The following is a 21422-nucleotide window of genomic DNA, read 5'->3' as shown; positions in this document are numbered from 1 at the left end:
ACACGGAGGGGAACCCTAGCACTTCATGGCCACCCCATGCCAAGCAATCAGCCTGAGCGTGACGTCCCTAACTCTCCCCTTTCCCAACACTGCTTTTTGATTAGGCCCATCTTCCCTCAGTAAGGTGGGATGGACGGCTTAGGCCAGTCTTCTTTGGTCCGATATGAAAGGCTCCCATGCTCACGCACCCCCACCGTTATCCCGTCCTTGCCTGTGCGGTTGCGCTCTGCACCGCTCTCACGCTGACGGCCTGCTCCAGTGATTCCACCAGCACCTCCTCCGCTTCTCAGCGCGCATCGGAGAACTCTGGCGAGAGCATCACCGTGGAGCACGCCTTTGGCTCGACCACGATCCAGGGCCGCCCGGAGCGCGTCGCCACCGTCGGCTGGGCTAACCAGGAAGTGCCGCTCGCGCTCGGTATCGTGCCCGTCGGCATGCCCAAGACCAACTGGGGAGACGATGATTCCGATGGACTTCTCCCCTGGGTGAAGGACAAGATTGACGAGCTCGGCGGGGAGACTCCCATCCTCTTCGATGAGACCGACAGCATCGACTTCGAAGCCGTTGCGGACTCCCAGCCGGACGTTATTCTCGCTGCGTACTCGGGCATCACCCAGGAGGACTACGACCGGCTGTCCCAGATCGCCCCCACCATCGCTTACCCCAAGACTGCGTGGGGCACTGATCTCCAGGACATCATCACCGTCAACGCCCGCGGTCTTAACCGGGCCGAGGAGGGCGAGAGGCTCCTGAAAGAGGTGAAGTCCACCATCGCCAGCGACATGGACAAGCACCCGAGTCTCAAGGGCAAGAAAATCATTGTGTCGGGCAGCGTGGGAACTGATCTCTCCAAGATCAGCTTCTACACCACGCATGATCCTCGGATGAACTTCCTCCTCAACGCCGGCTTCAGCGCTCCCCAGGTCGTAACGGACAAGTCTCAGAACTCTGAGAAATTCTATGAGGAGATATCTGCCGAAAACGCGGATGAGTTCTCGGATGTGGATGCCATCAACACGTATGGCAGCGACAAAGATGAAGAAAACAAGGCAACGCTCAAGCGTCTCCAGGAGGATCCACTGTGGTCCCGGATCCCCGCGGTCAAGAAGGGGCACGTCATCTTCCTGGGCACCGGCCCGCTGTCCGCCTCGGTGAACCCCTCGCCCCTGTCCATCGACTGGGGTTTTGACGATTACCTCACCAAGATTGAGGAAGGTCTGAAGTCTTAGTGCTGACGACTTCACACCCTCACGCCCTGTCCCGCGGCACGGCGCGCTCGGCCCGGTCCACCGCGCGGTCAGCCCGAGCCACCTCCCTGCACCTCCTCTGCCTCGTCGTCCTCCTCGTTGTGCTTGCACTCGCGGCCGTGGCTTCTCTTCGCTTCGGCCACCGCTCGACGAGCTTTGCCGACGTGTGGGTGGCGCTCCATGGGCACCAGGAGACCATCGAGCAGATCGCGGCGGGGAGCAGGGTTCCGCGCACTATCCTGGGCGTGGCGGTGGGGGCCGCGCTGGCGGTCTCGGGGACGACCTTTCAGGCAGTGACGCGCAATCCCCTGGCTGACCCTGGGATCTTCGGCGTGCTCTCGGGGGCCTCGCTCTTCGTAGTCATCAGCATCGTTGGGGACTGGTCGCAGGCTCCCCTGCCCCGGATGATCTACGCGATGCTCGGCGCCGCCGTGGCCGCAGCGTTTGTCTACACGGTGGGATCGCTGGGACGCGGGGGCGCTACTCCCCTCAAGCTCGCTCTGGCGGGGGCGGCAACATCCGCGGCGGCGAGCTCCCTCGTGAGCGCCCTGATCCTTCCGAATGCCCGCGCCATGGATGACTTTCGCTTCTGGCAGATCGGCAGCATCGGCCGTGCCGACTGGACCACGATGCGACTGGGAATCCCTCTGCTCATCGTCGGTTTCCTCGTGTGCTGGCTGTGTGCCACCCGCCTCAATTCCCTCGCGATGGGTGACGACGTCGCTACTTCTCTCGGCGTGTCTGTGCCGTGGACCCGAGGCATCGCCTCCATTGGTGCCGTGATCCTCTGCGGGGTGGCCACGGCCCTCGCAGGCCCTATCGCCTTCGTGGGACTCATCGTCCCGCACATTCTTCGACTCATTGTCGGATCGGATCACCGCTGGCTCATGCCGCTCAGTGCCCTCGCGGGCGCAGCGCTGCTCGTGCTCTCCGATGTAGCGGGGCGAGTCTTCTCCTCCTCCGAGGATCTGTCTGTCGGAATCATCACACCACTCATCGGCGCCCCCCTGTTCATTTTCATCGTTCGACGCTCACGGATGCGTGATACCGCATGACCTCGACTCTTCGCCTTCAACGCCAGCATCGCCGCCGAGCTGCGTGGCTCCGCGTGGCGATCCTCCTGGTGCTGGTCCTCGTCGTCGCCGCAGTGAGCCTCATGGTGGGGCGAACCTTCTATGGGCCCTCGACGATCATCCAGGTCGCCCTCGGCGAGCACGTGCCTGGGGCCTCGTACACCGTCGGACTGCTGCGGGGGCCACGCGTCGCGCTCGCGCTCTGCGCTGGCATGGCCTTCGGGGCGGCCGGATCCGTCTTCCAGCTCCTGCTACGGAACCAGCTGGCCTCCCCGGACATCATCGGTATTTCTTCGGGCGCCTCGGCGGTCGGGGTGTTTGCCATCATCGTGTTCCGGTGGGGACAGACGTCCGTGAGCCTCGCCGCTGTGGCCGGTGGCATTGCCACCGCCGTTCTCATCTACCTGTTGTCTCTTCGTGACGGGTTCCGCGGCACCCGGCTGATCCTCGTTGGCATCGGCATCTCCTCGATCCTCCATGCAGTCGTCACATGGACGCTCTCCATCGCCGACGCTTGGGATCTTCCCACGGCCACGCGGTGGCTGACCGGTTCTCTCAATGACTCGACCTGGGAGCGGGTGGTGCCGGTCGCAATTGTCGTGCTGGTCCTCCTGCCGCTGCTGAGTGTGGCGAATCATCAGCTCTCGGCCCTGCGTTTGGGCGAGGATATCGCGCGCATTGTGGGAGTGCCGACGACCGTGACGCGCGTCGTCATCATTATCGCGGCGGTGGTGCTCATCGCCGTGGCCACGGCCTCTTGTGGGCCTCTCGCGTTCGTCGCCTTCATGTCCGGCCCGATTGCCATCCGGTGGGCAGGATCGTCGGCCAACCTCGTCCTCTCCTCTGCTCTCGTTGGTGCACTGCTTGTGCTCCTTGCCGACCTGGTCGCCCAAAACTTCTTGGGAGTGCGCTACCCAGCCGGGGTCATCACCGGCACTCTCGGCGCCCCCTTCCTGCTATATCTGCTCGTTCGTTCTCACCGTTCAGGAGGAGCCTCGTGACCCTTGATCATCGTCTCGTTGCGGAGCACCTAGAGCTGTCCTACGGGAATCGCCCGATCGCCGAGGACCTCAACATCGAGATTCCGGCGGGAAAAGTCACCTCGATCATTGGGCCCAATGGTTGTGGGAAATCGACGCTGCTGCGTTCCCTCTCGAGGCTGCTCACCCCGCAGCGCGGGGCCGTCGTCCTCGATGATCGCTCCCTCCAGCAGTGGGGCCGACGCGACCTCGCGAAGGTTCTGGGATTGCTGCCGCAGAGTCCGATCGCCCCGGAGGGCCTCATCGTTGCCGACCTCGTTGGACGCGGACGCCACCCCCATCAGGGTTTCCTTGGGCAGTGGTCGGCCCATGACTACGAGGTCGTGGAGGCCGCCCTCCGTGACACCGGCATCTGCGATCTCGCCGATAGCCCGGTGGACGAACTGTCTGGCGGACAGCGTCAGCGGGTGTGGATCGCCATGGCCCTCGCCCAGGACACCGACATCCTCCTCCTCGACGAGCCCACGACATTCCTCGACATCGCCCACCAGCTGGACATCCTCGAGCTTGTGACACAGCTCAACCGCACTCGGGGGACGACGGTGGTCATGGTGCTCCACGATATGAACCTCGCGGCCAAGTACTCCGATTCCCTCATCGCCATGCGCGATGGATCCATCCTGGCTCAGGGCACCCCGCAGGAGGTCATCACCCCGGCAAGCATCAATCAGGTCTTCGGCGTCGAGGCCTCCGTTCTAGAAGACCCCGCAAGCGGCACTCCCCTCGTCGTTCCTCACCGAACACGAAAAGACGCATCGTAGGGCCGGGGCGGGAGCCCGATGACAGGGTGGGCGCGCATCCGCCGCGGCACCCCTTATTCTCCGATCAGTACTGCAGGCGGAGGAGTTTTCTCCCCTGCCAGACACCCCCATTCCTGGGCAATTAGTATCCTAGGGACCGTACCTCAAACCTTTAAGGGAGTGACATTGGCTAAGATCATCTACACCCGTACTGATGAAGCGCCGTTGCTGGCGACCTATTCCTTGAAGCCCGTGGTGGAGGCGTTTGCCTCGACCGCCGGCATTGACGTCGAGACCCGGGACATTTCCCTGGCTGGCCGCATCCTGGCCCAGTTCCCGGAGCGTCTCACCGAGGAGCAGCGCATCGGGGATCACCTGGCTGAGCTGGGCGAGCTGGCCAAGACCCCGGATGCCAACATCATCAAGCTTCCTAATATCTCTGCCTCCGTCCCGCAGCTCACCGCCGCGATCAAGGAGCTGCAGTCCAAGGGTTATGACATTCCGGACTACCCCGCCAACCCCTCCACCGAGGAGGAGAAGGACATCCGCGAGCGCTACGACGCCGTCAAGGGCTCCGCGGTCAACCCGGTGCTCCGCGAGGGCAACTCGGACCGTCGCGCCCCCGTCGCGGTGAAGAACTTCGCCAAGGCTCACCCGCACACCATGGGTGAGTGGAGCGCGGACTCCCGCACGAACGTCGCCACCATGAGTGACAACGACTTCCGCCACAACGAGAAGTCCGTCATTATGCCCGCGGAGGACAGCCTCGACTTCATCCTCGAGACCGCCGACGGCGAGCAGCCCCTCCTCGAGGGCCTGAAGGTCCAGGCCGGCGAGGTCATCGACGGCACTTTCATGTCCGCCAAGGCTCTCGACGAGTTCCTCAAGGCGCAGGTCGCCCGGGCGAAGGAGGAGGGCGTGCTCTTCTCCGTCCACCTCAAGGCCACCATGATGAAGGTCTCCGACCCGATCCTCTTCGGCCACGTCGTCCGCGCCTTCTTCGCGGACGTCTTCGAGACCTATGGCGAGCAGCTGGAGGCCGCCGGCCTCAACGGTGAGAACGGCCTCGGCGCCATCTACGCCGGCCTCGAGGACCTGGAGAACGGCGAGGAAATCCGCGCCGCCTTCGACGCCGCCCTGGAGAACGGTCCGGACCTCGCGATGGTGAACTCCCACAAGGGCATCACCAACCTCCACGTCCCCTCCGACGTCATCGTCGACGCCTCCATGCCGGCCATGATCCGCACCGCTGGCCACATGTGGAACAAGAACGACGAGGAGCAGGACACCCTCGCCGTCATCCCGGACTCCTCCTACGCCGGCGTCTACCAGGCCGTCATCGAGGATTGCAAGGCCAACGGTGCCTACGACCCGGCCACCATGGGCACCGTGCCCAACGTCGGCCTCATGGCCCAGAAGGCTGAGGAATACGGCTCCCACAACAAGACCTTCCGTATCCCTGCGAACGGCACCGTCAAGGTGAAGAACTCCGCCGGCGAGGTCCTCATGGAGCACACCGTCGAGGCTGGCGACATCTGGCGTGCCTGCCAGACCAAGGACGCCCCGATCCAGGACTGGGTCCAGCTGGCTGTCACCCGCTCCCGCCTCTCTGGCATGCCGGCCGTCTTCTGGCTCGACCCGGAGCGCGCCCACGACCGCAACCTCACCAGCCTGGTGGAAAAGTACCTCCAGAACCACGACACCGAGGGCCTGGACATCAAGATCCTCTCCCCCGTGGAGGCCACCAAGCTCTCCGTCGAGCGCATCCGCCGCGGCGAGGACACCATCTCCGTGACGGGCAACGTGCTCCGCGACTACAACACCGATCTCTTCCCCATCCTTGAGCTGGGAACCTCCGCAAAGATGCTCTCCGTGGTGCCGCTCATGGCTGGCGGCGGCCTCTTTGAGACCGGAGCCGGCGGCTCCGCTCCGAAGCACGTCCAGCAGGTCCTCGAGGAGAACCACCTGCGCTGGGACTCCCTGGGCGAGTTCCTTGCGCTCGCCGAGTCCCTCCGCCACTTCGCGCAGACCGGCGACGCCCCCAAGGCCGCCGTCCTCGCCGCCGCGCTGGACAAGGCCACCGAGCGTCTCCTCAACGAGGGCAAGTCCCCGTCGCGGAAGGTCGGCGAAAACGACAACCGCGGCAGCCACTTCTACCTCACCGCCTTCTGGGCCGACGAGCTCGCCCAGCAGACCGAGGACGCCGAGCTCGCGGAGACCTTCGCCCCCGTCGCGAAGGCCCTCCAGGAGGCTGCGGAGCAGATCGACAAGGACCTCATCGAGAACCAGGGCCAGCCGACCGACCTCGGCGGCTACTACCTGCCCGACGATGAGAAGACCACCGCGGTCATGCGTCCCTCCCAGGCCTTCAACGCCATCATCGACGAGCTGAAGCGCTAAGCGGCGCGCACGGGAGCGGAGTTGCGCGGACGTCCACGGACGTTCGCGGAATACGCGGAGCGCGCAGGTCCCGCCCCGGACTGCTGACGGCCCGCAGGAGATTCTCCTGCGGGCCGTTGTCATGTCCTGTGGAGCCACGGGACGGCGCGTCGTGCTCCGTCACGCCCCACGAAGCCCGCAGCTCATGACCCAGATCACCCCCTTCACTTGAAATAGACCAAGCTGTCCGCTACTCTCCTGTTTCTAGACAGCTTAGTACGGATAATCGAGGACGAAAGGTCTGGAGACATGACACACTACGACAATTCCGACGCCGCCCAGTGGGACTTCGCCACCCGGGCCATCCACGCCGGCCAGCCCGTCGATAGCCACGCCTCCGCGCGGAACCTTCCCATTTACATGACGACCTCCTACGTCTTCGACTCCGCCGAGCACGCCGCCCAGCGCTTCAACCTGTCCGACCCGGGCCCCATCTACACCCGGCTCACCAACCCCACCCAGGAGGTTCTGGAGAACCGGCTGGCCTCCCTGGAGGGCGGCGTGGCGGCTGTCGCCTTCGCCTCCGGACAGGCGGCGGAGACCGCAGCGATTCTCAACCTCGCGTCCAAGGGGGACCACATTGTCTCCTCGCCACGCCTTTATGGCGGCACGAGCACGCTCTTCCAGGTCACCCTCCCCCGCCTGGGCATTGACTTCACCTTCGTCGAGGACCCGGATGACCCCGCCTCCTGGGAGGCGGCCGTGCAGGAGAACACCAAGGCCTTCTACGCGGAGTCCTTCGCGAACCCGCAGGCGGATATCCTCGACGTGCCGGCCATCGCGGAGGTCGCGCACCGCAATCAGGTGCCGCTCATTGTGGATAACACGATCGCCACGGCGGCGGTCCTGCGGCCGCTGGAGCTCGGCGCGGATATCGTCGTCAACTCTCTCACCAAGTTCTATGGGGGCAGCGGGGCGGCGCTCGGCGGCGTCATCGTCGACGGCGGCCGCTTCGATTGGACGGTCGAGCGCGATGGCGCCCCCGTCTTCCCCGGCTTCACGGAGCCCGACCCCGCCTACCACGGCCTGCGTTATGCGAAGCTCGGCGAGGCGGCCTTCGCGCTCAAGGCCCGCGCCGGCCTGCTGCGCGACACGGGCGCCGCGATCTCCCCGTTCAACGCATGGCTCATCGTGCAGGGGCTGGACACGCTGCCGCTGCGGATCGAGCGCCACAATGAGAATGCGCTGGCCGTCGCCCGCTTCCTCGACGAGCACCCCCAGGTGGAGAAGGTCCAGTTCGCGGGCCTCCCCTCCTCCCCGTGGTACCCGGTCAAGGAGAAGCTGGGGCTGCGGTACACCGGCTCGGTGCTCTCCTTCGACATCCGCGGCGGGCGCGAGGAGGCCTGGCGCTTCATCGACGCGCTGCGCCTGCACAGCAACCTCGCGAACATCGGCGATACCCGCTCCCTCGTCGTGCACCCCGCCACCACCACGCACTCCCAGTCCACGGAAGAGGACCTCGCGCGAGCCGGCATCAGCCAGGCGACGATCCGCCTCTCCGTCGGCCTCGAGCACCCCGAGGACATCATCGCTGACCTCCGCCGCGGTTTCGAGGCACTGTGAGCACCGTGAGCCGCCTCGCCGCCCCGGGGGAACTGGGCATTGTCGACGTCGGGACGCTGCACACCGAGGCCGGGGCGCGCATCCCCGGCGCCCAGATCGCCTACCGCCGCTGGGGCGAGCTGCACGGCCTCGAGTCCGGGCGCACCAACATCATCCTGGTGGAGCACTCGCTGACCAGCGGCCCCGAGGCCGACGAATGGTGGCCCGGGATCATCGGCCCCGGGCGGGCGCTGGACACGGACCGCTTCTGCGTCGTGTGCACGAACTCGATCGGCGGCTTTCACGGCTCGACCGGCCCGTCGAGCCCCCACCCCGAGGACGGCCGGGCCTGGGGCTCGCGCTTCCCCGGGATCTCCATCCGAGACCAGGTCACGGCGGAGCTCGCGTTCCTCGACGCCCTGGGGATCCCCGCGGTGCACGCGGTGGTCGGCGGGTCGATGGGCGGGGCCCGAGCCCTCGAGTGGGCCGCCATGGCCCCGGACCGGCTCAACGCGGCCGGAGTGATCGCGGTCTCGGCGCGGGCGAGCGCCTGGCAGATCGGCATCCAGGCGGCGCAGATCGACGCCATCGAGGGGGACCCGCACTGGCACGGCGGGGACTACTACGACACCGGGCACAGCCCCCGCGAGGGGCTCGCGACGGCCCGGCGCATCGCGCACCTCACCTACCGCGGGGAGCTCGAGCTCGATGAGCGCTTCGGCGTCGAGGCCCAGACGGGCGAGAATCCCCTCGGACCCTACCGTGATCCGCAGCAGCGCTTCGCGGTGGAGAGCTACCTCGACTACCAGGCGCGCAAGCTCACGGCACGCTTCGACGCCGGCTCCTACGTCACCCTCACCGACGCGCTCAACCGCCACGACATCGGGCGCGGCCGCGGAGGGCTCAACCGGGCGCTGAGCAGTATTCACGTGCCGATGTTCATCGCCGGCGTCGACACGGACATCCTCTACCCCTACCACCAGCAGGAACACCTCTCGCGCAACGTCGGCAACCTACTAGGGATGGCGAAAATCAGCTCGCCCGTGGGGCACGACGCCTTCCTCGCCGAGCACCGGCAGATGGATCACGTGCTCCGGCGTTTCATCCACCTCGCTGAGGAGTCCGTCCACGGCAACGCCGCCTCCCACTTCGGCTAGGCGGGCGCCGCTGGGGAGCGGGGCGGGGTTACGGGCTCTCCTCGAGCCCGCCCTAGCCCGCTCTAGCTCCCCAGGGCGTCGACGGACGCGGAAAGAAACATCATCGCCCCGCCCGTCACGATGGCGAAGGCGCAATCGAAACGACGTGAGCGCACAGAGAGAACGCCGAGTGTGCGCGAGTCGCAGGTCAGCCGCAGGAGGGCGAGCCAAAGCATCGAGCTGCCGAGGACGAACGTCGCCCGGCGCCAATGATCCGTGAGGGCGAAGACGCTCGCCACGAGAAGCCCGAGGAGGAAGAGCCCCAGCCCCGCATACTGCACCGCCCGCGGGAGGCGCGAGGGCCGCAGCGAGCGGTCGTGCGGGTTATCGAGACTCAGCCCCTCCGGCAGGTGCGGCGCGGAGAAGGACAGCACCTTATTGCGCATCCGCGAGCCGCTCCGCCCGCTCCACAATGTTGCGGACGAGGAAGGTCCGCGTCATGGGGCCCACACCGCCCGGGTTCGGGGAGACCGCGCCGGCCACCTCCCACACGTCCGGGTGGACATCGCCGCGCAGGGAGCCGTCGACGCGGGATACCCCCACGTCGAGGACCGCAGCCCCCGGCTTCACCATGTCCGCGGTGAGCATGTGCGCCTTACCCGCAGCAGCAATGATGACATCCGCGCTCTTCGTCTCCGCGACGAGGTCCCGGGTGCCCGTGTGGCACAGCGTGACGGTGGAGTTTTCGCTACGGCGGGTGAGCATGAGGCCAATCGGGCGGCCGACCGTAACACCGCGGCCGATGACAACAACCTTCGCGCCGTCGAGCTCTACCCCGAAGCGGCGCAGCAGGTGAATACAACCGTTGGGGGTGCAGGGCAGCGGGGCGGGCTCGTTGAGGACGAGCTTGCCGAGGTTGACCGGGTGGAGGCCGTCGGCGTCCTTCTCCGGGTCGATACGCTCGAGCACCGCGTTCTCATCGAGGTGCTTGGGCAGGGGCAGCTGGACGATGTAGCCCGTGCAGGCGGGGTCCGCGTTGAGCTCGTCGATGACGGCGTTGAGCTCCTCCTGGGAGATGTCCGCCGGCAGATCGCGGCGCACGGAGTTCACGCCAATTTCCTCGCAGTCCTTGTGCTTCATCCGCACATAGGAGTGGCTGCCCGGATCATCCCCCACGAGAACGGTGCCCAGCCCCGGGGTGATCCCCCGCTCCTTCAGGGCGGCGACCCGCTGACGCAGATCCTCAAAGATTTCCTGGCGGTACAGCTTTCCGTCGAGTTTGATCGCAGTCATGCCGCCATTATTCCATGCACGCGGCCGCGGCCTAGACTAACGCCCATGAGCGACGCGGTTCTTCACCTCATTTTCGATAACCCGGTCATCCCGCCCAACACGGGCAACGCGATCCGCATGTGCGCGGGCTCGGGCGCTCACTTGCACCTCGTGGAACCGCTCGGATTTGAGTTCAGCGACAAGCACCTTCGCCGCGCTGGCCTCGACTATCACGACCTCGCGACCGTCAGCATCCACCCCACCTTCGACGACTGCTGCGACTCCATCCCCGGCGCGCGCATCTTCGCCTTCACCACCCAGGCCACCACCTGGCACACCGACGAGCACTTCCGCGCCGGCGACGCCCTCCTCTTCGGCACAGAGCCGACGGGCCTGCCACCCGAGCGCCTCAGCCACCCCCGCATCACCCGTCAGCTCCGCATCCCCATGATTCCCGGGCGCCGCTCAATGAACCTGTCCAACTCGGCGGCTGTGGGGATCTACGAGGCCTGGCGGCAGCTCGGCTTCCCAGGCGGGCGCTAAAGCTGGTGGGCGCTCGTCCGCTGCGGCCTTAGTCCTCCGCGGCGCTGCGCACGTAGATGTCGTTGAGCCCCGTTTCCGCGACGGGGACCAGCTGGCCCTTGACGTCCACCATCATGAGCCCCGCGGAGGTCGCCTGGGCCACCGTGATGTCCGCTCCGGGCACAATGCCGTGGTCAGCGAGGTAGCGGAGGAGTTCATCATCGCGGTCGCGGATGCGCTCGACGCGCACCGTGCGGCCCTCCGCCACGGCGCCGAGGTGTTCGGTCTCCACCTCGCTGAGCGTGCCCTCGGCCGTCGGGATGGGGTCCCCATGCGGGTCCTTGGTGGGGTGGCCGAGGTAGGCGTCGATCCGGGAGAGGAGCTGGTCGGAGATGCCGTGCTCGAGGAGGTCGGCCTCATCGTGGACCTCGTCCCAGGTGTAGCCGAGGACGGTGACGAGGAAGGTCTCCAGCAGCCGGTGCCGGCGCACCATGGCGAGGGCCATGGCCTGGCCATGCTCGGTGAGGGTGATGCCGGCATAGCGCTCGTGGTGGACGAGGCCGTTATCCGCGAGGCGCTTGATGGCCTCGGAGGCCGTGGAGTTCTTCTGCCCGAGGCGCCCCGCCACCGCCCCGAGGGTGGCAGGCTTTCCGTCGTGGTCACAGATACCCCAAATGGTTTTGAGGTAGTCCTGGGTTTTATCAGGCAGATCCGTCACGTGCATAGGGCCATTATGCCAGCCCTCCGTGTTCATTCCACCGAAAGAGGATGCTCATCCCCCCGATCTTTCAGCCTCCCCTCCCCCCGGCGCCGGCCTACCCGGCTAGGCGCGGACCCGGCGCAACGCCGCGAGGCCCAGGCTCAGCACGTAGAAGAGGCCGGCGGCAATGGCGATGGTTCCGCCGGCGGAGAGATTCCCCCACACCGCCACCGCGAGGCCGCCCACGCCGATGAGCACGCCCGCCAGCGGGGCCGCGATGAAGAGCGTGCGCGTCGAGCGGCACCACGGCAGCACGCCGGCCGCCGGGGCGACGAGCATCGCGATGGACAAGATAGTGCCCACCGCCGGGATGACGGCCACCGAACCACAGCACACGAGCGCCAGGATGATGGCCTCCGCCCACCCCGGGGAGTGCCCGGCGGCGCGGTAGCCGACGGGATCAAAGCAGTGGAAGATGAGGTGCCGTCCCCGCAGCGCGACGGCCGCAAGAGCGAGGAGGAACACCACCGCGGCGGCGGCCACATCGGTGGCATTGGAGTTGAGCAGGGAGCCGGCGAGGAAGTTCTCGATCCGCAGCGGCAGCGGCTTGAACCAGCGGCTGAGGAAGTAGCCGAGCGCAAAACCCAAGGTGAGGATGATGCCCGCGGCGGACTGCGGGGAAACTCCCGGCACCTTTGCCAGCTGGTGCATGAGCCAGCTCAGGGGCAGGCAGGCCACGAACGCACCCACCATGAGCAGGAGGGACAGGCCCTGATGATCCAGGCCCAGGTAGGTGGAGCCCACCACCACGCCGAGCACCGCGCCCGGGAAGGTGCCGTGCGTCATGGACTCGGTGAAGAAGACGCGACGGTCGAGGATCGCCAGCACCCCGATGAGCCCGGAGAGCGCGCCGACGAGGATGATCTCCGCCAGCGGAAGGGACAGCGTGTGGAGCATCATGGCGTTCACGATCGCACCACCACCTGCTTCAGCCCGCGCAGGAGGAAGGCCACGGAGTAGAGCACGCAGATGGACAGCGCCACCGCCGCCTGCGGGGAGATGGGCCGCTGGGTGTCCAGCGCCATGGCGTAGAGCCCCAACCAGCCGCCGAGCACGCCGATGAGGATGGCGACGACGGTCATCGTCGAGACTCTCGAGCACAAAAGACGGGCGGCCGCGCCCGGGATCACGATGTACCCGATGACGAGGAGAACGCCGATCGCCGAGGACACGGCCACCACAACAGCCGCGATGGCGGTGTTGATGAGGATGTCCACGACGGTGGCGTTGAGCCCCGCGGATTGCGCGCCCACGCGGTCGAAGGCGAAGAAGATCTGGCGCCGCCAGCTCACCAGGATGACGATCGCGGCCAGCAGGCAGACGAGGAAGGACTGCAGGAGCACGTCATCGCGGATTTCGAGGAGCCGTCCAAACATGAGCGCCTCCAGCTGTCCAGACATGTCCTTCTTCCACAGGGAGATCACCATACCCAGCGCATAGAAAGAGGTGAGCACGACGGCCGTCCCCGCCTCCGTGTTTCTGCGCCGGCTGATAATACTGAGCGCCACGACGATGAATACCGCCACGAAGGCGGCGCCGGGGATGATGGCGTCGACGCCGCCGAAGAGCGCTCCGACGACGATCCCGGGGAACACGCCGTGCACGGTGGCTTCGGCGTTGAACTCGAGGGAGCGAAGGTTGACGATCACCCCGACGAGCGCGCCGACGATCCCGAGGACGAGGAGCATCGTGGCCCCATGGAAGAGGTAGGGGCGCGAGGCCACGACCTCGAAGCCGGGCAGCGGCTCCAGGACGAGGCGGATCTGCTCGAGGCCATCGCTGAACCCATCGACGAGGTTATCCCACATGGGCGCTCCCGTAGGCCTGGCGGATGACGTCGTCGACGAGGACCTCCTCAGTGGGGCCAAAGGCCACCTGCCTGCCGGCGAGCAGCAGCGTCTGCTCGCAGACTTCCTCGGCGAGGACCATGTCATGGGTGGACACGACGACGGCCACCCCCTCCTCCTTGAGCGAGCGCACGATGCTGAGCAGCGCGGAGCGGTTGGGCCCGTCGAGGCCGTTGAAGGGCTCATCGAGGAGGATGAGCTTGGCATTCGCGACGATCGAGCGGGCCAGGAGGACCCGCTGCCGCTGGCCGCCGGAAAGCTCGCCGAAGCGGTCCTGGGCGCGGTCCGCGAGGTCCACGCGCTCGAGCACCTCACGCACCCGGCGCCGGTGCTCGCCCTTCAGCCGCCCGAACCAGCCGAGCTCCGCGTAGAGCCCCATCTCGACGACGTGCCGCACCGTGACGGGGAAGCTTAAGTCAAGGTCTGCGCTCTGAGGGACGGAGCCAATGAGCCCCGGCGGCACGTGGCCGACCGGGTGGCCTAAAATGCGGAGATCCCCGCTCACGCGGACAGTCCCAAGAATGCCGCGGAGCAGGGTCGTCTTTCCCGCCCCGTTCGGGCCGATGAGCGCAAGCGCTTGGCCCGGATCGAGGCTGAGGTTAATGCCACTCAGTGCGGGTGTCCGACCATAGCTGAGGTCGACATCCTGAAATCTGAGAGCAGGGTCAGTCAATGATGTCCTCCGGGGTATCCCCGCTCAGCGAAGCCGGAATCTCTGCGGGGGTTCCGCCCCACGCCTTCACGAGGTTCATGATGTTGTGCAGCTGGGAGCCAATGTAGGTCTCACCATCGGAGCCGGCCGGCCCCAGCGAATCACCATACAGGGCGTCGTCGCCGATGACCGCCCGAACCCCAGCCGCGCGGGCGATCGACTCAATGGACTTGGAGTTGTTGGAGTTCTCCGCGAACAGCGCCTTCGCGCCGGAGTCCTTCACCTCCTGGGCGGCCGATGCAATGTGCTCGGCGGTGGCGTCCTGCTGGCCGGAGAAGTCCGAGAGCGCCGCACCGATGAAGTTGATGCCGAACTCCTTGGAGAAGTAGCCGAACGCATCGTGCGAGGTGAACAAGGTGCGGTTCTCCTTGGGCACGCTCTCAAAGGAGGTGCGGGCCCAGTTATCCAGGTCCTCCAGACGCTTGACGTACTGGTCCACGTGGGCGTTGATAGTGTCCGCCGCATCCGGGGAGGCCTCGGCCATCGCGTGGCCAATGTTGCGCACCTGGATGATGGCGTTCTTCGGGGCGGTCCACACGTGCGGGTCGAAGACGAAGGACTCGCCCTCGCCCTCCCCCTCCTCCGGCGGGAAAGGCCACTTCTGGACGTCGACGTGCTCCTCGCCGTCCGAGGCGGTGAAGGTGAAGTCTTCCTGCTGCTTCTTGGCCTTCTCCGGGTCGGTCTTCTCCACAGAGGTCCGCAGGCCGGAGGTGGCGACCATGGTGCCCTTGAAGCCGGAGGACTCCACGGCACTGTCGAGGAAGTGCTCGAGGTCGACGCCGTTCGTCAGGAAGAGGTCTGCCTGGCCGAGGGCGTCCATCTGCTGCGGGGTCATCTCATGCTCGTGAGCCGAGGCGTTGGGAGCAAGAAGGCAGGTGAGGTTGATGGTGGCCTTCGCCTTATCCTTGTCCGCCCCGAGGTGCTGGGTGCTGCCCTGGGAATCGGTCTTCTCCAGAGCGATTTCACTCTCGGCCGCGGGGGCCTCGCTCGATCCCTTGGTGGGTGCGGAGCTCTCGCCCGCTGCCAGCTGGGTGACGTAGTCGCAGATCTGGGTGGTGGTGGCCACAACCTTGAGGCCGTCCTTCCCCGACGCCGACGTCCCCGCAGATCCTTCATTTCCGGAGGAGCAGGCGCTCAGCGCGCCCAGCCCCACAACGCACGCTCCCATCACGGCAAGTGATTTTTTGATGACCACGTGGTTCTCCTCTACCTGAGCAGTAGTCCATGACACTGATTACCAATACGGGCGCCATAGTAACACACTGTTCAGCCTCCTGAAAATACATTTCTCGGGTGGGCGAACTCACAGGATGGCGGGGGTGGATGAGGGGGTGCGGGGCGTTGGCTGGGCGGGCTGGCTGGAGATATGCGTCGGGGCGGGCTCTAGCCCGCCCCGCATGTGGTGTGCGTGCGCCCCTACCCGACGAGTCCCGCGAGGCCGAAGAGGATGGCTGAGAAGAGGAAGCCCACGACGGCGATGAGGGTCTGGTTCACCGTCCAGGTGCGCAGCGTGGTGGCGACGTCGAGCCCCATGAGCCGGCCGACCAGCCAGAAGCCGGAGTCATTGACGTGGCTGGCGGTGACGGAGCCGGCGGCCGTCGCGACGACGATGAGGGCCACCTGGACGTCGTTGAATCCGCCGGCGGCAACGGCCGGCGCCATGAGCGCGGCTGCGGTGGTGAGTGCGACGGTGGCGGAGCCCTGCGCAAGGCGCAGCACGGCCGCGACGATGAAGCAGCCCAAGATGACGGGCAGGTGGAGCGAGGACATGGAGGCGGAGAGGGCGTCGCCGATGCCGGAGGTCCTCAGCACCCCGCCGAACATGCCGCCCGCGCCGGTGATGAGCACGACGGAGCAGATCGGCCCGAGGGCGCCCTCCACGGTGCGCTCGAGGGCGCTGCGGTGTTCGCCGCGGCGCGTGCCGAGGAGAAGGAGCGCGACGAGCGTGGTGATGAGCAAGGCGATGGCCGTCGAGCCAAGGAAGGTGAGGATGCGGACGATGAGCGCGTTCTTGTCGATGAGCCCCGCCGAGGTCGCCATGTCCATCCCGGTGTTGCCGAAGATGAGGATCATCGGGATGAGGATGACCGTGACGACGGCCCCGGCACCCGCGGGGTTCTTCACCTCTTCGCGGTTTTCCGGCCCGCCGGAGAGAATGTCCGGGACGGGGAGGTCGAACTTCCGCCCGAGGAACTGCCCCAGCAGGTAGCCGGTGATGTACCAGGTGGGGATGGCGATGATGAGACCGACGACGAGGATGAGCCCAATGTGGGCGTTAAAGTACTGGCTCGCCGCAATCGGCCCCGGGTGCGGGGGAACGAAGACGTGCATGACAGAAAAGGCGCCCGCGGCGGGGATCCCGTACGCGAGCACCGAGCCCTTCATCCGACGCGCCACGGCGAAGATGACGGGAAGCATGACGACGAGGCCGGCGTCGAAAAAGATCGGGAAGCCCACGATGAGCGACGCCAAGCCCAACGCGAAGGGCGCTCTCTTTTCTCCGCAGATGCGGATCATGGCCTCCGCGAGGGACTGCGCTCCCCCGGATGTTTCCACGAGCCGGCCGAGCATGGCGCCCAGACCGACGAGAAGCGCGACGCTCGCCAATGTACTACCGAAGCCGCTGGTCATGGTGGGGACGATCTGGTCCACGGGGATGCCCGTGGCCAGTGCTGTCACCGCGGACACCACGATGAGCGTGAGGAAGGCGTGAAGCTTCAGCCCGATAATGAGGATGAGGATGAGAGCCACCGCGAGGGCCGCTATTCCCAGAAGCGGCGCGGTGCCCATAGTGGGTTCCCAATTGTCCACGGGACACTCCTTATGACTGACTGAGGGTGCTTCCTAAATTCTCACATAGGAAACTCTGCGCTTTGGGCATAATCCGCATCCCCTCCCCCTTCCGTGGGGGACGCTAGCGGAAATCCCGAGATCCCCGGCTCATCACCTCCGCGAGTCGAAGTTCCTCGAGCTTGTCCGCGGTCACGGACACGACGCTCTCCGCGCGGTGCACCGTTCCCCGGATGATGAGCCCGCGGGCGGTCCGGGCCACCCGCGCGTAGCGTTCCCAAAGCCCGGGCGAGACCACGGCATTCATGAGTCCGGTCTCATCCTCCAACCCGAAGAACACCACGCCCGAGGCGGTCATGGGCCGCTGCCGGTGGGTGACGATTCCCGCGATCCGCACGCTCGCGCCCTCGCGGGCCTCGCTGAGCTCCTGGGCACTGAGGATCCCCTCGGCACGCAGTGCGCCCCGAATGAGCGCCATGGGCTGCGACTGCGGGGTCATGCCCGTGGCCGCGATATCCGCCGCCATCAGCTCCACCGCGCTCATCCCGGGCAGGGCCGGGGATGGCATGTCGCTGAGCCCGGGGAGCATGCCCTCGTGCTCGGTGGCGGCAACACCCGCCTCCCACAGCGCTCGACGACGATCAGGGGCGAGGTCATCGAGGGCCCCGGCCCTCGCCAGGGTTTCCATGTGGGGCACTGAGATATCGGCCCGGCGCGCGAGGTCCGCAAGGGAGGCAAAGGGCCCGTCCCGGTTTCTACTCTCCACGATCCGCTCCGCGGCCGCCCGGGGTAGCCCCCTCACCGCGGAAAGTCCCAGGCGGATGGCCCCTCCGGGGCAATCAGCCTCCACGTCCGAGTGGTGGACGGACACGGGCAGGATGGTGATTCCGTGGCGCCGTGCGTCGGCGATGAGCGACTGGGGCGAGTAGAAGCCCATGGGCTGGGAGCGCAGCAGCCCGACGCAGAACTCCGCCGGGTAGTGGTATTTGAACCATGCGGAGAAGAAGACGATCGACGCAAAGGACTGGGCGTGCGATTCGGGGAAACCATAGGCGGCGAAGGCGAGCACCTTGTTCCAGAGGACCTCGGCGGTCTCCCCCACGATGCCCTGGGTGCGGCGAAGCCCCTCGAAGAAGCGGGCCCGGAGGGCCGCCATGCGTTCGGGGGAGCGCTTGGACCCCATGGCGCGGCGGAGGGCATCGGCCTCCGCCGGGCTGAAGCCCGCGGCATCGACGGCGATGTGCATGAGCTGCTCCTGGAAGAGAGGAATCCCCAGCGTTTTCGCCAGCGATTTCTCCAGCACCGGGTGGTCATAGGTCACAGGTTCCTCGCCTGCGCGTCGCCGCAGGTAGGGGTGGACGGAGCCACCCTGGATGGGGCCAGGGCGGATGAGCGCGACCTCCACGACGAGGTCAAAGAAGCTCCGCGGCTTGAGCCGGGGAAGGGTGGCCAGCTGCGCACGGGACTCCACCTGGAAGACCCCGATGGCGTCGCCGGCGCAGAGCATGTCGTAGACCGCGGGCTCGGTGACGTCGATCTCCCAGAGGTTCACCTCCGTCCCCCGGTGCCGGGCGACGAGGTCGATCATCTCGTGGAGAGCGCCCAGCATCCCGAGCCCAAGGAGGTCGAACTTCACCAAGCCTGCCGCCGCGCAATCATCCTTGTCCCACTGCACGATGGAGCGCTGCTCTTTGCGTGCCCATTCCGTCGGCACGACGTCCGCGATAGGCCGATCACAGATCACCATCCCGCCAGAGTGGATGCCCAGGTGCCGCGGGAGCCCGAGGAAGCGGTCCGCCAGCGCACGGACGGCGGCGGGTGGATCGCTCACCCCTCGGGACCACGAGTCGACGCTGCCTTGGGGGAAGCCAAGCGCCCGCCCGGCGTCTCGGAGCGCGCCCCTCCTCCGGTAGGTGATGACGTTCGCCACCTGGGCGGCATTCTCCCGGCCATAACGGCGATAGATGTACTGAATGACCTCCTCACGGCGCCCCGCCTCAATATCGAGGTCAATATCCGGCGGGCCGTCCCGTTCCGGGGAGAGGAAACGCTCGAAGAGGAGCTCCGCGCCCACGGGTTCCACGTTGGTGATTCCCAGGCTGAAGCAGACGGCCGAGTTCGCGGCGGAGCCTCGTCCCTGGCAGAGGATTCCTTCCCGACGACAAAAGCGCACCACATCGTCGACGATGAGGAAGTACCCCGGGAAGTTCAATTGCTCAATGAGCCCCAGCTCATACTCGATCTGCTGCTTCGCACGCTCGCGGAGGAAAGGGGAAAAGGCCTGGTAGCGACCGTCAAACGTCTCCCTGACCCGATGCCTGAGCCAGCTCATCTCCGTGTGGCCGTCGGGCACATCCCAGCGGGGCAGCTCCGGCGCGACAAGGTCGAGGGTGAAGGCGCATTCGTCAACAATCTCCACAGTGGTGCTCAGGAGCTCGGGACGGTGTGGGAGCATCTGGCGCATCTGTGCAGCCGAGCGCAGCCATGGCGCCCCCATCGGGTGGGTTCGGCCTCGAGCTACCTGGACAGACTCGCGTTCGGCCAGCGCATCGAGGGCCCGGGCGAGGTCGCCATCGCCCACGGCGGCAGCCGCCGGGCGGGCCGTCGCAATCCCGCGGGGAACGGGGTAACGATCAACGACGCGGTGGTGATCCACGTCTGTCGGTTGCATGGTCACGGCGTACTCGCGGAGCACATTCTCCGGACCAAGAATGTCGATCATCTGTTCTACCCTGGACTCCCACGTGTGATCGAGAAGGAGAAGCCACTCCCCGCCCGACTCGTTCAGCACGTCCTCAAGAGGGGGGTAGAGCACGTTCCCCTTCGCCCCACCCGCCATGCGCGCCCGGGCGATAAGACGGGAGAGCTGCCGGTACCCCTCAGGGCTCCGGCAGAGGACAGGCAAGACCCCCTCGTGGAGACTGAGCTCCGCCCCGAGGACGAGCGGCAGCCCCCACGTGGCGGCCGCCTCCGCACTGCGCATAGCCCCATAGAAACCGTCTCTGTCCAGGAGGGACAGGCCGTCGAGACCAAGCTCGACAGCTCGGTGAACCATGGCATCCGGATTGGATGCGCCGCGCAGAAAGTTGTAACTACTCCAGGCGTGAAGCTCCGCGAACCCGCTGCGCGGGCCTCCGTCACCTGCGCGAGCACGCTCCCGCACGGGCACGTTCTCCGCGCCTGCAGGCACAAGCTCCGGACCAGGCCGCCCCGAAAGAATCCGCTCTAGCCGAGACCACGATAGTGGCACCCCTCCATGAAATCGCATAGACTGCACCATAGCACACTCGTTCGATTATCACCGCTTTGTCTACTTCCCTTAGGGGCAAACTAGACCAAGCTGTATAAAAAGTGGTAGTGTTCCCACGTCCTGACATTTAATGCTGGCGGCCTCCGCTCGGAGCTGCCCACACAACATGAGGTGAAAATATGAAGTTGCGTCGCACCCTGGCCGCCGGCCTCGTTGCCGTCGTCGCAGTCACGGGGCTCAGCGCCTGCTCCGGCAAGGACGGCACCACCGTGAAGATCGGCACCACCGACTCGGAGAAGAAGGTCTGGAAGGTCCTCGAGGAAAAGGCCTCTGAGCAGGGGATCAACATCGAGATGGTGCCCTTCTCCGACTACAACACCCCCAACGACGCCCTCGCCCAGGGCGCGCTGGACCTCAACCTCTTCCAGCACCTGAAGTTCCTCGCGACGTACAACGTGGGAGCGGATAAGGACCTCACCCCGATCGGCGCCTCGGAGATCGTGCCGCTCGGCCTCTACTGGAAGGATCACGAGAACCTCGACGGCATCGAGGGCCAGGAGGTCGCCATCCCCAACGACTCCTCCAACCAGGGCCGCGCGATTAACGTCCTTGTCCAGGCCAAGCTCGTGACGCTCAAGGAGCCGAACATCATTACGCCCACCCCGGCGGACATCGACGAAGGCAAGTCCAAGGTCACGGTCCGTGGCGTCGACGCCGCGAACACCACCACCGCCTTCAACGAGGGCCGCCCGGCGGTGATTAACAACAACTTCCTGGACCGCGCCGGCATCGAGCCGAAGCAGGCCGTGTTCAAGGATGACCCGAACTCCACTGAGGCGGAGCCCTACATCAACGTCTTCGTCGCCCGCAACGAGGACCGCGAGAACCCCACCTACCAGAAGATCGTCGAGATCTTCCACGATCCTGAGGTCATCCAGGCCAACAGCGAGGACTCCCGCGGCACGAACGTCGCCGTGGACCGCCCCGCCAACGAGCTGGCCGACATCCTCAAGCGCCTCGAGGACGACGAGCGCCAGAACAAGAGCTAGCAA

18 protein-coding genes are annotated in these 21422 nt (G+C 66.3%); 9 read left to right on the top strand and 9 right to left on the bottom strand.

Features of this window, described 5'->3' with window-relative positions; translation table 11 throughout:
• The first annotated feature begins 176 nt into the window (after nt 1-176).
• The 7 genes from L1O03_RS02245 (at nt 177) to metX (ending at nt 9238) form a co-directional block, all read left to right on the top strand.
• Nucleotides 177-1229 (top strand): iron-siderophore ABC transporter substrate-binding protein, encoded by a 1053-nt coding sequence (locus tag L1O03_RS02245; RefSeq protein WP_236117779.1) that lies wholly within the window; start codon nt 177-179, stop codon nt 1227-1229.
• A gap of 26 nt (nt 1230-1255) precedes the next feature.
• Nucleotides 1256-2302 (top strand): FecCD family ABC transporter permease, encoded by a 1047-nt coding sequence (locus L1O03_RS02240; RefSeq protein WP_420830281.1) that lies wholly within the window; start codon nt 1256-1258, stop codon nt 2300-2302.
• Nucleotides 2299-3321 carry a FecCD family ABC transporter permease gene (locus L1O03_RS02235; RefSeq protein ID WP_236117778.1) on the top strand — a complete coding sequence of 341 codons (1023 nt, stop codon included), beginning with the start codon at nt 2299-2301 and terminating at the stop codon, nt 3319-3321. The genes L1O03_RS02240 and L1O03_RS02235 overlap by 4 nt, the downstream gene beginning before the upstream one ends.
• Nucleotides 3318-4121, top strand: coding sequence for an ABC transporter ATP-binding protein (locus L1O03_RS02230; RefSeq protein WP_236117777.1), 804 nt, complete (start codon nt 3318-3320; stop codon nt 4119-4121). Before L1O03_RS02235 ends, L1O03_RS02230 begins: the two co-directional genes overlap by 4 nt.
• A gap of 165 nt (nt 4122-4286) precedes the next feature.
• Nucleotides 4287-6500 (top strand): NADP-dependent isocitrate dehydrogenase, encoded by a 2214-nt coding sequence (locus L1O03_RS02225; protein ID WP_236117776.1) that lies wholly within the window; start codon nt 4287-4289, stop codon nt 6498-6500.
• Between the two features lie 288 nt (nt 6501-6788).
• Nucleotides 6789-8102 (top strand): O-acetylhomoserine/O-acetylserine sulfhydrylase, encoded by a 1314-nt coding sequence (locus tag L1O03_RS02220; protein WP_236117775.1) that lies wholly within the window; start codon nt 6789-6791, stop codon nt 8100-8102.
• A gap of 5 nt (nt 8103-8107) precedes the next feature.
• Nucleotides 8108-9238, top strand: coding sequence for a homoserine O-acetyltransferase MetX (gene metX, locus L1O03_RS02215; protein ID WP_236118044.1), 1131 nt, complete (start codon nt 8108-8110; stop codon nt 9236-9238).
• A 62-nt stretch (nt 9239-9300) separates the two neighbouring features.
• Here the strand turns inward: metX and L1O03_RS02210 are convergent, their stop codons facing one another.
• Together L1O03_RS02210 and L1O03_RS02205 are read right to left on the bottom strand one after the other, a co-directional pair.
• A complete protein-coding gene (locus L1O03_RS02210; protein WP_236117774.1) occupies nt 9301-9663 on the bottom strand; it encodes a DUF3017 domain-containing protein in 363 nt (120 codons plus the stop codon).
• Nucleotides 9653-10510: a bifunctional methylenetetrahydrofolate dehydrogenase/methenyltetrahydrofolate cyclohydrolase gene (locus L1O03_RS02205; RefSeq protein WP_236117773.1), complete on the bottom strand. Its 858-nt coding sequence runs from the start codon at nt 10508-10510 to the stop codon at nt 9653-9655. The genes L1O03_RS02210 and L1O03_RS02205 overlap by 11 nt, the downstream gene beginning before the upstream one ends.
• Nucleotides 10511-10555: 45 nt before the next feature.
• Here L1O03_RS02205 and L1O03_RS02200 point away from each other — a divergent pair, with 45 nt between their 5' ends.
• Nucleotides 10556-11032: a tRNA (cytidine(34)-2'-O)-methyltransferase gene (locus tag L1O03_RS02200; RefSeq protein ID WP_236117772.1), complete on the top strand. Its 477-nt coding sequence runs from the start codon at nt 10556-10558 to the stop codon at nt 11030-11032.
• Between the two features lie 28 nt (nt 11033-11060).
• Here the strand turns inward: L1O03_RS02200 and L1O03_RS02195 are convergent, their stop codons facing one another.
• From L1O03_RS02195 to L1O03_RS02165, 7 genes are all read right to left on the bottom strand, one after another.
• Nucleotides 11061-11735, bottom strand: a complete 675-nt coding sequence (locus L1O03_RS02195; RefSeq protein WP_236117771.1) for a metal-dependent transcriptional regulator — start codon at nt 11733-11735, stop codon at nt 11061-11063.
• 99 nt (nt 11736-11834) lie between these two features.
• On the bottom strand, nt 11835-12668 hold the full coding sequence (locus tag L1O03_RS02190) for a metal ABC transporter permease (protein WP_236118043.1): 834 nt from the start codon (nt 12666-12668) through the stop codon (nt 11835-11837).
• Nucleotides 12669-12676: 8 nt separating this feature from the next.
• Entirely contained in the window at nt 12677-13579 is a 903-nt protein-coding gene (locus L1O03_RS02185; RefSeq protein WP_268913544.1) for a metal ABC transporter permease, read from the bottom strand.
• Nucleotides 13569-14291 (bottom strand): metal ABC transporter ATP-binding protein, encoded by a 723-nt coding sequence (locus L1O03_RS02180; RefSeq protein WP_236117770.1) that lies wholly within the window; start codon nt 14289-14291, stop codon nt 13569-13571. Before L1O03_RS02180 ends, L1O03_RS02185 begins: the two co-directional genes overlap by 11 nt.
• On the bottom strand, nt 14284-15519 hold the full coding sequence (locus L1O03_RS02175; RefSeq protein WP_236118041.1) for a metal ABC transporter substrate-binding protein: 1236 nt from the start codon (nt 15517-15519) through the stop codon (nt 14284-14286). Before L1O03_RS02175 ends, L1O03_RS02180 begins: the two co-directional genes overlap by 8 nt.
• A 227-nt stretch (nt 15520-15746) precedes the next feature.
• A complete protein-coding gene (locus L1O03_RS02170; RefSeq protein WP_236117769.1) occupies nt 15747-17141 on the bottom strand; it encodes a GntP family permease in 1395 nt (464 codons plus the stop codon).
• 103 nt (nt 17142-17244) lie between these two features.
• Nucleotides 17245-20388: an error-prone DNA polymerase gene (locus L1O03_RS02165; protein WP_236117768.1), complete on the bottom strand. Its 3144-nt coding sequence runs from the start codon at nt 20386-20388 to the stop codon at nt 17245-17247.
• Between the two features lie 161 nt (nt 20389-20549).
• Here L1O03_RS02165 and L1O03_RS02160 point away from each other — a divergent pair, with 161 nt between their 5' ends.
• Nucleotides 20550-21419, top strand: coding sequence for a MetQ/NlpA family ABC transporter substrate-binding protein (locus L1O03_RS02160; protein ID WP_236117767.1), 870 nt, complete (start codon nt 20550-20552; stop codon nt 21417-21419).
• Nucleotides 21420-21422 lie beyond the last annotated feature (3 nt).

Source organism: Corynebacterium uropygiale, assembly GCF_021568315.1.
GTDB classification, from domain to species: domain Bacteria; phylum Actinomycetota; class Actinomycetes; order Mycobacteriales; family Mycobacteriaceae; genus Corynebacterium; species Corynebacterium uropygiale.
Note: the sequence above shows the minus strand (reverse complement) of the source record. Positions and strands in the feature narration are given on the sequence as shown.